This is a genomic window from Desulfocicer niacini, assembly GCF_054657595.1.
Map to the genome: position 1 here is coordinate 63,515 of NZ_BAAHYK010000018.1, position 12,519 is coordinate 76,033.

Annotated in this window: 12 protein-coding genes; 9 read left to right on the forward strand and 3 right to left on the reverse strand. The window is 42.7% G+C overall.

The genetic code is table 11. The annotated features are described in order from the left end of the window. Positions 1-125: 125 nt before the first annotated feature. Positions 126-1,043 carry a PAS domain S-box protein gene (locus ACYQ2M_RS11460; protein WP_459916480.1) on the reverse strand — a complete coding sequence of 306 codons (918 nt, stop codon included), beginning with the start codon at positions 1,041-1,043 and terminating at the stop codon, positions 126-128. A 439-nt stretch (positions 1,044-1,482) separates the two neighbouring features. Between ACYQ2M_RS11460 and ACYQ2M_RS11465 the strand changes: the two genes are divergently transcribed. The 5 genes from ACYQ2M_RS11465 (at position 1,483) to ACYQ2M_RS11485 (ending at position 6,958) form a co-directional block, all read left to right on the forward strand. Then, complete coding sequence (locus ACYQ2M_RS11465) at positions 1,483-2,097, forward strand: flavodoxin family protein (protein WP_459916481.1); 615 nt, start codon at positions 1,483-1,485, stop codon at positions 2,095-2,097. 16 nt (positions 2,098-2,113) lie between these two features. Then, positions 2,114-2,905 (forward strand): enoyl-CoA hydratase-related protein, encoded by a 792-nt coding sequence (locus tag ACYQ2M_RS11470; RefSeq protein ID WP_459916482.1) that lies wholly within the window; start codon positions 2,114-2,116, stop codon positions 2,903-2,905. A gap of 195 nt (positions 2,906-3,100) precedes the next feature. Next, on the forward strand, positions 3,101-4,255 hold the full coding sequence (locus tag ACYQ2M_RS11475; RefSeq protein ID WP_459916483.1) for an acyl-CoA dehydrogenase family protein: 1,155 nt from the start codon (positions 3,101-3,103) through the stop codon (positions 4,253-4,255). Positions 4,256-4,375: 120 nt separating this feature from the next. Continuing rightward, the gene (locus ACYQ2M_RS11480; protein WP_459916484.1) at positions 4,376-5,143 is read left to right on the forward strand and encodes an SDR family NAD(P)-dependent oxidoreductase; all 768 of its coding nucleotides are present in this window, start codon (positions 4,376-4,378) and stop codon (positions 5,141-5,143) included. A gap of 153 nt (positions 5,144-5,296) precedes the next feature. After that, positions 5,297-6,958 carry a class I adenylate-forming enzyme family protein gene (locus ACYQ2M_RS11485; protein ID WP_459916485.1) on the forward strand — a complete coding sequence of 554 codons (1,662 nt, stop codon included), beginning with the start codon at positions 5,297-5,299 and terminating at the stop codon, positions 6,956-6,958. A gap of 140 nt (positions 6,959-7,098) precedes the next feature. On the opposite strand, the gene ACYQ2M_RS11490 is transcribed toward ACYQ2M_RS11485, so the two are convergent. Beyond that, the gene (locus ACYQ2M_RS11490) at positions 7,099-8,526 is read right to left on the reverse strand and encodes a sigma-54 interaction domain-containing protein (protein ID WP_459916486.1); all 1,428 of its coding nucleotides are present in this window, start codon (positions 8,524-8,526) and stop codon (positions 7,099-7,101) included. Positions 8,527-9,211: 685 nt separating this feature from the next. On the opposite strand from ACYQ2M_RS11490, the gene ACYQ2M_RS11495 reads away from it, so the two are divergent. After that, positions 9,212-9,847: a DUF3786 domain-containing protein gene (locus ACYQ2M_RS11495; protein WP_459916487.1), complete on the forward strand. Its 636-nt coding sequence runs from the start codon at positions 9,212-9,214 to the stop codon at positions 9,845-9,847. A 141-nt stretch (positions 9,848-9,988) separates the two neighbouring features. Then, complete coding sequence (locus tag ACYQ2M_RS11500) at positions 9,989-10,165, forward strand: hypothetical protein (RefSeq protein ID WP_459916488.1); 177 nt, start codon at positions 9,989-9,991, stop codon at positions 10,163-10,165. A 33-nt stretch (positions 10,166-10,198) separates the two neighbouring features. On the opposite strand, the gene ACYQ2M_RS11505 is transcribed toward ACYQ2M_RS11500, so the two are convergent. Next, positions 10,199-10,483 carry a hypothetical protein gene (locus tag ACYQ2M_RS11505; protein WP_459916489.1) on the reverse strand — a complete coding sequence of 95 codons (285 nt, stop codon included), beginning with the start codon at positions 10,481-10,483 and terminating at the stop codon, positions 10,199-10,201. Positions 10,484-10,816: 333 nt separating this feature from the next. Between ACYQ2M_RS11505 and ACYQ2M_RS11510 the strand changes: the two genes are divergently transcribed. Together ACYQ2M_RS11510 and ACYQ2M_RS11515 are read left to right on the forward strand one after the other, a co-directional pair. Beyond that, a complete protein-coding gene (locus ACYQ2M_RS11510) occupies positions 10,817-11,959 on the forward strand; it encodes a methionine aminotransferase (RefSeq protein WP_459916490.1) in 1,143 nt (380 codons plus the stop codon). 181 nt (positions 11,960-12,140) lie between these two features. Continuing rightward, complete coding sequence (locus ACYQ2M_RS11515) at positions 12,141-12,320, forward strand: hypothetical protein (RefSeq protein WP_459916491.1); 180 nt, start codon at positions 12,141-12,143, stop codon at positions 12,318-12,320. Positions 12,321-12,519 lie beyond the last annotated feature (199 nt).

A 12,519-nucleotide genomic window follows, 5' to 3' on the forward strand; every position in this document is an offset into this window, starting at 1 on the left:
GTAAATGTTTGGGCAGTGCCCATATTCGGCTGTTTGTGGCTGCGTCGGATCCTGATGTGCTATATGAGCAGACCAAAACGGGTGATGATGGGGAGCTCACCGAATATTTACCTGCATATCTGTTATCAACATACATGTTTGGACAGGTTTAAAAGGTGGGTTCTTAGATTGGCTCGACTTCCTGTCAGACTTAGTTTTTTTCGTATTGAAAAACGATGTGATTCAACAGAGTGTACCGATATATGAAGAATCTTTGCAATGTCTTTATTCGTCTTTCCCGCAATAATATGTCCTGCTACTTCCATTTCACGGGCACTTAGACCATAGACATCATTTCCCAGCCTTTCACCTATGTCTGAAGCAATTTCATCCAGACGATCCATGATTACATCCAGATGTGCATGCTGAGTGGGGCTCAGGCGGGTCATTATTAGATTGTTCAGGTGAGGTTGTATCATGTTTTTTATGTTGTGCCAGACTTTCGACTCCAGTTCTTTTTTATCTTCAGCCCTCTGATTTAAAAGAACTTTCAAAGCGGTGTTCAACTCCAATAATTTGGCAGAGCGTTTTTCCAGTTCTTTATTGGCGTCAGCCAATTGCGTTTCTGTTCTTTTCAGGGTGGTTACATCAACTAAAACATTAATAAGACATTTTTGATTTTCCACGTCGATGATGGAATTGGACCATAAGAAATTACGAACCTCACCATTTTTCATTCTCAGCTTTATGGGTAATTTATCCAATCCCCCTTTTTCCTTTATCAATGACAACGCACGGCTTCGACCTTCCGGATCAGACCATATTCCGATTTCATTGGAAGTCCTTCCAAGGACCTCTTCTTTATAATATCCGGTATCGCTGCAAAAGGCATTGTTGAAATCAAGGAATGCACCTTCCCTTAAAGTCACCAATATTATCCATGTGGGACTGGCACTGAATAGCTTGTTCCACATTTCTTCCTTTTTACGCAATAGACGTTCCGCGTCATCATTATGGGTGCTTTCCACCAGTTCTTTAAAAAAGGAATAACTTTTTGAATTCATAGCTCACTCCTCTATATCGTAATGGGGTGGCTTCAGGGAAGATGCTGTGATTGCGCCCCAGAAAACACGTATTGACTATAATATATGGTCAATCAATAGTCAATCAACCATGGTTGACGATTTGTCAAAATCAAAATATTTTCAGATTAAATGAATCACAATTATTTGCTGTTTTTTATTTGGATGTTTTACTAAATACCGCCCCGGGTGAAGCATATTTTTCCCTTGCCCGGTTCACAAAGACATAGAAGATTGTATTACGCACCCCAGCACCCAGTCTGGCATTTGAATCGTCGTGAAGGGCTTGGTTACAATCTCAGCCACTTTGGGGTGAGTTCAGGCTTGTTCCGTCAGTTGAGAATTGTGGTCCATCTTATGATCAACCCCGTCCTGAAACAAGTACATGTCTAAGATATAACGAAAAAACAGGAATCAGAATATGAATATACTTGCTATTAATTCCAGTCATCGTCCAGGTAAGAATACCGCTTTAATGTTAAACCTTGTCCTGAATGAAATCAAAGACAAGGGGGGGCATACCGAACTTTTGGAGCTTGCAAATCATAAAATTGAACTTTGTCGGGCATGCAATAAATGCCTTCAAACCCCTGAATGCAGTGTTCTCAACGATGACATGGCAATGATTGCCGAAAAAATGCTGAAGGCCGATGCCATTGTGCTTGGTTCTCCTGTATATTTTGCAAATGTAACCAGCCTTATGAAGATATTTATTGATCGCACGCGTTGGATGCATATGTGCAAAAACCTGCTTGATGGCAAAGTCGGGGGTGTTCTTACCCATGCCGGATTGCGAAACGGCGGACAGGAAATGACCCAGATGATTCTTGAACGTTTTCTCCAACACCATGGTGTCCATGTGGTTGACTCCAGAATTGTGGATGCTCCCATTTATAATATCGGCGTTATTGGAACCCTGTTTGACGACATGAAAGATGAAAAAATTTTATGGAAAAAAGGAGTTATGGATGACCCTTTGACTATCATGATGTGTCGCGCATTGGGTCAAAATATTCTTCGTCAGCTTAACAGATAAATTAAAGGAGAAGAAAATGAATTTTGAGGACATTATATACGAAAAATCAGAAGGCATTGCAAAAATTATCATTAACAGGCCGGATAAATACAACGCCTGTGCACCCCAGACCGTTTATGAACTGACCCAGGTACTTACAGATGCATGGGTTGATAAATCCGTTGGCGTGGTTGTGTTCACGGGTGCCGGAGACAAGGCATTTTGCACCGGGGGGGATCAATCCATCAGAGATATGGGCGGATATGCCGGAACAATTGCAGCCTTGCCCCTGGAAGTCGGCTGGCAGCAGGTGACCCACTTGATTCGGTCCATACCCAAACCGGTAATTGCCAGGGTCAACGGTTATGCCATCGGTGGCGGCCATGTTTTTCATGTGGTTTGTGATTTTTCCATCGCCTCTGAAAGGGCAAAATTCGGCCAGGCCGGTCCGAAGGTCGGCAGCTTTGATCCGGGATTCGGCACCGGAGATCTCGTTCGAGCCGTTGGTATAAAAAAAGCAAAGGAAATCTGGTATATGTGCCACATATATTCCGCTGTTGAAGCCCTGGAGATGGGTCTGGTCAATATTGTAGTCCCCCACGATCAACTGGATAGTGAAGTAGATAAATGGTGTGCAGAGCTCCTGGAAAAGAGTCCGACTGCCCTTAAAATGCTCAAATATGCGTTCCATGCCGAATTTGATGGAATAGCAGGTATCACCAACCTTGGTGTAGGGGGGTTGAGCATGTTTTACGGAACGGAGGAGTCCGCCGAAGGTAATAATGCCTTTAAAGAAAAAAGAAAACCTGATTTTTCAAAATTCAGATAAATTTCATGTCTGCACAGCTGCCCTGAATACTGAGTTGAGAATGTGTTTGTCGCACATCACAGCCTGCTGAAAAACCTGTTGGAGCAAGCAAGCCGGGCAGCTTGTTCTCCAATTTAACAATCAACGCTTCAAAATCAGCGAAATTACGATAAAACTCTATTGTTGTGCTCACATTTTATGCCGGAGGTGTTTTAAATGGAATTTGGATTTAACAAAGAACAAAAACAAATAACCGATGCCGTGAGGCGTTTTGCCCAGAAAGAACTTTTACCCCAATATTCCAAATGGGACCGAGAAAAAACTTTTCCTATGGAAATCTGGAAGAAAATCGGTGATCTAGGACTGCTGGGGATGAATGTACCCGTGAAAGACGGAGGTCTGGGGGCGGACTGTGTGACCCAGGGGATAGCCACCGAAGAGTTAGCAAAAGGTGATCCGAATCTGGCTTCTGCGGCATTTGCAGCAACAGAGTTATGTTGCTGTATGATGCAGCATGGTACGGAGGCAATGAAATCAGAATTCTTGCGTCCCATTATCGCAGGGGATATGGTACCTGCTTTTGCTCTGACGGAACCCCATTGCGGCACAGATGCCGCAGCCATGGCCTCCCAGGCGGTAAAGAAAGGTGATTATTATATATTAAATGGAGAAAAATCAGGGATTACATCCATCATGGCAGCTGATGTGACAGTGGTTTTTGCCAAGACAGATCCCGACAATGGCCCCCGGGGGGTTAGTGCTTTTGTAGTACCCAATGATTTACCAGGTATTTCCCGGCAGTCCTTTGATGATATGGGCGGGAAAGCATTGGTAAGAGGCTCCATTTTTATGGATGATGTGAAGATTCCGGCGAAATATCTCATAGGAAATGAAGGTGAAGGGTTTAAGATCGGAATGAAATCATTTGATGTTAGCCGTGTCTATCTTGCCTTGCTTTGTATTGGGGCTGCGGAAATATCGCTTAAGGAAACCATTGCCTATACCAAAGAAAGACATAGCTTTAATAAACCTCTGGCCAAATATGAAGGGGTTTCTTTTCCCATCGTCGAACATCTCAGCATTATTGAATCCGTAAGATTGCTTTGTTACAAATCTCTGTGGTTGAGAGACAATAAAAAAACCCACACCAAAGAAGCGGCAATGGTTAAATGGATGGCCCCCAAATTTTCGGTGAATGCCATTCATGACTGTCTTCTGTTGCATGGTCATTACGGATACACGGAAGATTTGCCCCTGGAACAAAGATTGAGGGATGTCATGGCCATCGAAATAGCTGATGGAACTGCCCAAGTATCAAAAATGGTCATTTCAAGAGAAGTTTTCGGTAAAGAATATTTGCCATATAAATAACACCCCATTCGCTGTCTCTAAATTTTGTCGTCAGTTAAAAAAAGACCTTAATAAAATGCCTTAACCGGTGATTAAGGTGTCCTGCCAACAATTAATGGATTGATTAAAAGGAGTCGTTAAATGTATGAATTAACAGGAAAAGTTGTAATTATTACTGGAGGATCAAGGGGAATCGGTAAGGGGATCGCCACTGTCATGGCGAAACAGGGAGCCCGAATTGTGATAGCGGATCTTTTAAAGGAAGAGGCGGAAAAAACTGCTGCTGAGATAGAAAGCAATGGTGGTAAAGCCATGGCCATCAAAACCGATATATGCAATTTTGATGAAGTCAAGGCCATGGTGGCAAGAGCAAAAGAACACTTCGGCAGTGTTGATATTCTTGTGAACAATGCTGGCTGGGATAGAATGATTCCCTTTCATAAGACAGACCCGGAACTATGGAATAAGATCATTGATATCAACTACAAAGGAACACTCAATTGCGTGTTCTGTGCCATGGAAGAGATGAAAAACAATAATTATGGCAAAATCATCAGTATCGCCTCGGATGCCGGACGGGTGGGCAGCAGTGGAGAAGCGGTCTATTCAGGCACCAAAGGTGCGGTAATCGCTTTTTCCAAAGCAATGGCAAGGGAACTTGCTAAAACCAAAATAAATGTAAATGTGGTCTGTCCAGGTCCCACCAATACTCCATTGGTAAAAGAAATGAAGGATGACAGTGAGTTCAATAATAAGGTGCTTTCCGGCATGGAAAGGATAATCCCTCTGAAACGAATGGGCGTTCCTGAAGACATTGCATATGCCGTAACCTTCTTAGCCTCAAAGGAAGCTGATTTTATCACCGGTCAGGTCATAAGTGTCAGTGGCGGGTTGACCATGGCAGGCTGATGCGGTAGGCAAAAATTATTTTGACATACTCCCATACTCAATAGTCGTAAGTTCCCATTCTTATACTTCATATGATGTTGAAAATAGACCATTATGTGGTGGCAGTTCAGAGAACTTATGACTGAGGGGTTCTTAAAATGGAGACAAAAAAAGATGAAAAAATTTACCTACAACAGTGAGATGTTTATAGATGTCTTTGAGAATGAGTTTACCTATATTAATGGTTTTTTGAGAAATGTTCATCGTCATAGCAACAGGACAGCCATCACCTGTCCTGAAAGGGGAAAAAGCTGGACTTATCCTCAACTGAATCAGGAGAGCAACAGGCTTGCCAATGCCATGATTGCCGATGGGGTTCGGAAGCAGGATGTTGTAATGTACCAATTGTTAAATTGCGCAGAATTTGCCTTTCTCTATCTTGCCCCCCAAAAAATAGGGGCCGTCAACTGTCCCATTAACTTTCGACTTTCTTATGGTGAGACGGCATATACCATTGATGATAGTAAACCCAAGATTTTTTTTTATGATTCCGAAGTAAAAGAGATGTGTGAAAAGGCTTTAAATACAGCCAGTCATAAACCTGAAAAAGTTGTGATGATTGATGTGTCAGGGAAAGAAAAACCCTTTGCAGGTTCAATTTCCTATGATGAATATGTAAGAGATGCCTCTGATGATGATCCGTCCATAGAAAGACCGACACATATCTATGATGAAACCACTCGATTGTATACGTCTGGCACCACGGGAATGCCCAAAGGCGTGCCCTTAAACAATGTTTGTGAGATAATGAGTGCCCATGATGTACTGATGCATTTTCCACTTTCATCCATGGATAAAACAATGAATATGACGCCGTGGTTTCACCGTGGCGGATTGTATTCCGGGGGACCCAATCCCACGCTCTATGCCGGTGGCGAGATCGTTGTATTGAGAAACTTTGATCCCCGAGTGGTTTTATCCCATGTTGAAAAATATGGCGTGACTTTTCTCATCGGTGCCCCGGTGACCCTTAAGGCTATTCATGACGAACAGCTTCGAGAAACCAGGGATCTTAGTAAGCTGAAAGGGATTGTCACCATGGGAGCCCCGCTTGAAAGAAATGCCTGCATTGAGTTCCAGAAAATTTTAACCCCGAATATTTTTAACGGTTATGGGTCCACAGAAGCTTTCTGGAATACCTTTTTAAGGCCCCATGATCTTCCCAGGATGGCGGGTACCGCAGGCAAATCATGCACGGATGATGATATGGCGGTTGTAAAACTTTATCCTGATCGGTTTGCTGAGCCGTCTGACGTTGTGGCCAAAGATAATGAAACCGTGGGAGAGGTCATAATAAAGGCTCCCGGGAAATGTTCCTATGATTATCTTAACAAGCCGGAAGAAGCGGAAAAGAAATTTTATAAAGGCTGGGTATATATCGGAGATCTGGCGACCTGGAATGAAGAAGAATTTGTAACAATTGTGGGAAGGAAAGACGATATGCTTATTTCCGGTGGAGAAAACATACAGCCCGCACAGGTGGAAGAAGCCATCAATGAATATTATAAGGTAGAAGAATGTGTGGTAACAGGTGTCCCTGATAAAAAATGGGGGCAGGTGGTCGTGGCATATGTTATCAGGAAAGATGCCTCTTTAACCGTGAGTGAACTTGATGAATTTTGCCGACAACATCCCATGCTGGCACGATATAAAAGGCCTAAGTATTATAAATTTACAGAAGCAATTGATCTTACAGCCACAGGAAAAAAGATTCATTATAAGGCCAAAGCCAAGGCAGAAGAAGACATGAAAAAAGGCAAGTTTGAGAAAGTATAATTTGTTTGTAAGGCTTTCACCCATTTTAGTGTGAGGAACTCAGTGAGGGCTTTGTGTTATATTTCTTGGGTTCCTCACTCAATTCCTTGATGTTTTTTGTGAACCAACCGAAATACCGTAGCAGATGGTTACGGAGGGGCTCAGGAGATATTATATTTTTTCATTTTCTGATAAAGACCGGTACGATGGATTTTTAGAAGGGCAGATGCTTTTTCGCGGTTGTTATCAGCTCTTTTAAGGGCATTTAGAATGGCTTTTTTTTCTGTGCTTTCCATGATGCTTTTTAACGAATCCCCCATCTCTTCCATGGGCTGGCAGGTATCTGCTTTTTCTTGCAGGGAGATGGGCAGGTCCTTGATCTCAATTGCGTTATCATTGCAAAGGATAATGGAACGATCGGCAATGTTTCTTAACTCTCTGAGATTGCCGGGCCAGGAGTAGTTCTGGAGTGCGGCCATGGCTTCCGGGGATACAGTGGGTACCTGTCTTCTGTTCCCTTTGCTGAGTTTATCCAGAAAATGGTTGAATATTTCAGGAATATCTTCTTTGATATCCCTTAAAGACGGCAGGGTAATGACAAACACATTTAATCTGTAGTAAAGATCCAGACGGAAGGTTTTGTCGCTTACCATTTTGTTCAGATCACAGTTGGTGGCGCTGATGACCCGAAAATCAATCTTTTTGGGTTTTCCGCCCAGCCTTTCCACCTCTTTTTCCTGAAGTACCCGCATGAGCTTCACCTGAAGCAGGGGGGGCATATCACCGATTTCATCCAGAAAAATGGTTCCATGATTGGCCAGTTCAAATTTTCCGGCTTTTCCCTTTTTATTGGCACCGGTAAAGGCGCCTGCTTCATATCCGAACAGTTCTGATTCTATTAATTCACTGGGGATGGACGCGCAATTTACCCGGACAAAATTGGATTTACTGCGCTGACTGATCTGGTGAATAGCGTGGGCAAAAAGTTCCTTCCCCGTTCCGGATTCTCCAGTTATTAAAACGGAAGCGTCGGATTGCGCGGCTTTATTCGCCAATGCCTTGCATTTGAGGATGGCCTCGGAGTTTCCAATGATGTTATCAAACGTATACTGGGTGGCATATGACTGATGCAGCACATCCTTATAATAATCAATCTGGTTTTTCAGGCAATCAATACGCTCATAGAGCTGCTTTAATTTGTCTGGGCTGGTGAACATCATTTTGCCCATGGCACCTATGAGGCGATTGTCTTTAAATAGAGGAATTCGTGCAACTATTCGATTATTCCTGTTTAAGACCATGCTCCTGCCGATTTCGGCTCTGCCTGTCTCGAGAACCCTTGTCATCTTGGTGTCCGGCCTGATTTCTTGAATATGTCGTCCCAGGGAGTTTTTTACGGATATGTCGGAATAGCCTTCATTGGATTGACTCATGAAACGGACAATTCCCTGCGCGTCCACAAGAATAAGGCTTTCATAGGCATTGTCCAGCAGGCTGAATAGAAGGTCCTCGGGGATGTTTTCCAAAAGACAACGGCAGTTGTTGCTATATGCATTCTTGTTTGTTGTATCATCGGAAGATTTGTTCAAGGGGCTTTGTCCTGTCCTTTTCTCAAGCATTCTTATTCGTTTGAAAGTCAGCAGGGAAAATTTTCAAATTACGATTTTTGGGTTATGGTAAGCGTAATTCTAAACCTATTGGGAGCTTTATTGCAAGGACAAATTCTTTTGGTTTTTTTGGATAAAACCGAAAAAATAAAAAATAGCCTCAGGATTTTTTGTATTATGTGAAAAGGAGCTGTGAACATTGTTGCCATTGAACCTGAATCTCCCGGGAAACAATCACCGTGCAGGCAGTTGCCCAAGTTTCATTGCGTCTTTTGTTAGATGGCTCATTCCTTTTTTTATACATTTATTTTCCATATTGCACGTCCATAATAAATCTCATCCTTTTCTTTGATGTAGCCGGTTGTCGGTTTAACTGTGGGGTGATTGGACATCCGTTAAGCCAGATCCTCCCATTACCTGCCAGTTAAATTAAGTTTTTTTACTATTTGGTAAAAAAATCGGTCACAGTGGCTTGCTGGTGAAAATAACCCTTGTATTGACTGGCATTGACTAAAACCTGGGTTCCGCTCCGAGAATTTGAAATATCCAGGGATTGTCCCCTCTTTTTGAGCATAAATGTATTTGGAGCTGCCTCATGGATAATTTTTTGAAATAATGATATTTGGGTTTAAACCTGAAAATCAGATATAAAAACAGACAAGGAGTTATGATGAAACAAGCACCGGTTTTCGATGAAATTTACAAGCAATACCTTGCCGATATTTCAGCCATCGACCCGAAACTTATAGCCAACCGCCTGAGCATTAACGTTGACGGGAATGAGGCCATTATTCCTTTTTACGGTAAACCGTATCGCGTCTCAGGTATGGGAGTCATGGACGCAGAAGGGAAACGACCTATTCACGCGGTTAGCGTTATTCTATTTAAGTATTTGCTTTTATGCCCCAAGCAGGAGCCACCTGTCGCCGACGAGTTGGTCAGGTACCACAGCTTTCCGGATGCAGCTCCCTATGCGCAAGGTTTCAGAAATACAGCAGAACGGCCCATCAGTAAGGCTTTTAGCGGAAAGCTGGATGACCTTAAACGGGCATGCATGGCCCTGGGAGGTCAGCCGGGAGAGGCTCCATTCAGTTGTGATCTGGCCATCAAGTTTCCGGCACTTCCCAAAGTGAATTTGTTAATGGTATTCAACGATCAGGATGAAGAGTTCCCGGCAGAATGTTCCATTCTGTTTGAGACGCATGCCGATGCCTATCTGGATATGGAATGCTTGGCTATGCTTGGCATGGTACTGGCTACCTGGTTAAAAAATGGACCGGATTACAGGGATGGAAATATTTGATGGTGCATCTCCCAGCATTAACACAATATAAGATCAACACCCCTGGAGTGTTTGGCTCAGGGGGTGTAGACAGTCGTATGCACAAAAATAAGACCCCGAAATCCAACAAGAGCCTATACCCATAACCCTTAAAGGCATGCAATGACTTGTTTAGGTAAACAGATTGCAGGCAATGAGATGGAACGGTCAGAAATTTGCATCGGCAATCTCTGGATATTCAAGACTTTTGTTCTGGAAGACATTCAGGCACTTAAAGAAGCGGGGAAGATTCTTATTGAAGGCAGGCAATTGATCCTGCCTTCCCTGGAAATCGCCTGACTTTTATAAGTATCCCCCCTGACAGTATTTGCACTACTTGCAGCTCAGCGCTCCGACGGCTGCCGTGCAGATCGCCACAGCGGCTTGTTCATTGTTTGCTGAAAATTCCTGGCCATCTTTGATAAAGATTGCTCGCCACTGGCTTTCGTTCAGGCTCTTGGGACAAAGGTCTTTCAGCTGAAAGGAAAACCCTTTGGCTTCAAGTACTTCGGACAGTTGCAAAGCTGCGTGAATGTCGTGGCTGGCTTGGGGTGGAACTACTTCGCCAAGGTAATGTTTGAGTTGTTCTTCCAGTATTTTGGGTATGGATTCGGACATTGTGGGCTCCAGTATGGTGTTTTTTTATGCACGCATGAAGCAACGTCTCCATGCATGGATGTCATTCAACCACTGAAGGCTGTCCGGGTCAATCCTTTTGAAATTTTTATGATGTTCCCGGCAGATATTCTGTCATGTGTGTTACAATGATAAAGATTAGAAGAATTAACAAAAATTTTTGTAAATTCTCAATAAGTCCGGGCATTCATGGAATCCTTTTGAATAGCACCCGGCGTTCAAGGGGTAAGCAGGCTTTATCACCCCAGGTTATTGAGCACTTGCAAATTTTTATATCAATTAATTAATTTTATTAGAAAAGGTGAATTTGTTACGATGAAATTAGAATCCAAGCTCCCAGATGTTGGCATGACTATTTTTTCCGTTATGTCAAAACTGGCTAATGACTATGGAGCGATTAATCTATCACAGGGCTTTCCTGAGTTTGATGCGAACCCCAATTTGATTTCGCTGGTTGAAAAATATCTGCGATCTTCGTGCAATCAATATGCACCCACCCAGGGGGTTCTTGAGCTCAGACAGCAAATAGCCATCAAAACAATGGAGCTCTATCAGGCTGAAGTTAACCCGGACACTGAAATTACCGTCACAGCAGGGGCCACAGAAGCGCTTTATGCAGTTATCACTGCAACCGTAAACAGGGGCGATGAGGTCATTCTTTTTGAACCGGCGTATGATTCTTATATGCCGGCGATTGTTTTAAGCGGTGGAATTCCGGTTTATTTACCACTTAAATTCCCGGACTATTCAATTGATTGGAACCAGGTTAAAAAAACGATTACCGATAAAACCCGCCTGATAATTCTGAACTTCCCGCATAACCCTTCAGGAGCCATTCTAACCCAACAAGATATTTCTGCACTGAAAGAGATTGTTGCAGAACACAATGTATTTATTCTCAGTGATGAGGTCTATGAACACATCGTTTTTGACGGTCAGATTCATGAGAGCATGTTAAGATATCCTGAATTGGCGCAAAGAAGTTTTGTGGTGAGTTCCTTTGGTAAAACCTATCACACCACCGGCTGGAAAACAGGATACTGTATTGCCCCCGAACCTTTATCCATCGAACTTCAAAAAATTCATCAATACCTGACATTTTCCGGAATCACCCCCATACAGTATGCCTTGGCGGAGTATTTAAACGTTAAGAGTGAATATCTGGGCCTTTCTACCTTTTATCAAAAAAAACGTGATTTGTTTTTATCATTGATTAAAACATCTCGATTCAAGCCCCTGCCTTGTCACGGAACATACTTTCAAATGCTGGACTATTCTGCAATCTCGGATGAACCGGATGTGGATTTTGCCAGACGTTTGACCATGGAAAATAAGGTGGCTTCCATCCCGCCATCTGTTTTTTACAATCAGAACAATGACTACCGTGTCTTAAGATTTTGTTTTGCCAAAAATGATAATACGCTGGAAAAAGCGGCTGAAATTTTAAATAGGGTTTAAACCGATTACAAGGGAAAAACTATTTTTTTGCCCTCTCCCAGAGCTTCTTTTACACTCTCCATGTGCCGGTGGGTTGCAATCTCCCTCTCTAAAATGCCTGTTTGCTACTTGATAGAACAATAGGATAAAAACTAAATAGGGCTTTTGCTAAAGAAAGATGGTCCGGAAGAACCGATTATGAATGTTGATTGTAGATCAAATTTATCATATAGAATTATTGAAAGGTGAAAAAAAGGCAAAAAAGTTAATATCGGATGATGTAAGAAAAGACGTTGCAGACATTGTAGAAAAATATAATCAAAAGGAATTAAGCAATTTGCCTTGCTATTTTGTTGCAAGATTTCAAGGGAGATTTCTTTAACTTGATCGCTATGATTATGACAGAAAAAAACCCTATATGCCGCCTTAAGTATACCGGGGACTTCAAGGCGTGGGCGTTTGGAATATTTAAATGGAGTTCTGAAACTTAGGATGTCAATGATTTGTGGTTTCCTGGAGGAGAGTTAGCCGACGGAACTGTTGAGGGTGCAATAAAAGCAGGAATGACGGCGTATCCACTA

Bases quoted from the DNA above. Each gene is read 5' to 3' on its own strand.
- ACYQ2M_RS11510 (WP_459916490.1), top strand. From the start codon at position 10,817: ATGAAATTAGAATCCAAGCTCCCAGATGTTGGCATGACTATTTTTTCC.
- ACYQ2M_RS11495 (WP_459916487.1), top strand. From the start codon at position 9,212: ATGATGAAACAAGCACCGGTTTTCGATGAAATTTACAAGCAATACCTT.
- ACYQ2M_RS11505 (WP_459916489.1), bottom strand. From the start codon at position 10,483: ATGTCCGAATCCATACCCAAAATACTGGAAGAACAACTCAAACATTAC.
- ACYQ2M_RS11500 (WP_459916488.1), top strand. From the start codon at position 9,989: ATGACTTGTTTAGGTAAACAGATTGCAGGCAATGAGATGGAACGGTCA.
- ACYQ2M_RS11485 (WP_459916485.1), top strand. From the start codon at position 5,297: ATGAAAAAATTTACCTACAACAGTGAGATGTTTATAGATGTCTTTGAG.
- ACYQ2M_RS11470 (WP_459916482.1), top strand. From the start codon at position 2,114: ATGAATTTTGAGGACATTATATACGAAAAATCAGAAGGCATTGCAAAA.
- ACYQ2M_RS11480 (WP_459916484.1), top strand. From the start codon at position 4,376: ATGTATGAATTAACAGGAAAAGTTGTAATTATTACTGGAGGATCAAGG.
- ACYQ2M_RS11475 (WP_459916483.1), top strand. From the start codon at position 3,101: ATGGAATTTGGATTTAACAAAGAACAAAAACAAATAACCGATGCCGTG.
- ACYQ2M_RS11460 (WP_459916480.1), bottom strand. From the start codon at position 1,043: ATGAATTCAAAAAGTTATTCCTTTTTTAAAGAACTGGTGGAAAGCACC.
- ACYQ2M_RS11465 (WP_459916481.1), top strand. From the start codon at position 1,483: ATGAATATACTTGCTATTAATTCCAGTCATCGTCCAGGTAAGAATACC.
- ACYQ2M_RS11515 (WP_459916491.1), top strand. From the start codon at position 12,141: ATGTTGATTGTAGATCAAATTTATCATATAGAATTATTGAAAGGTGAA.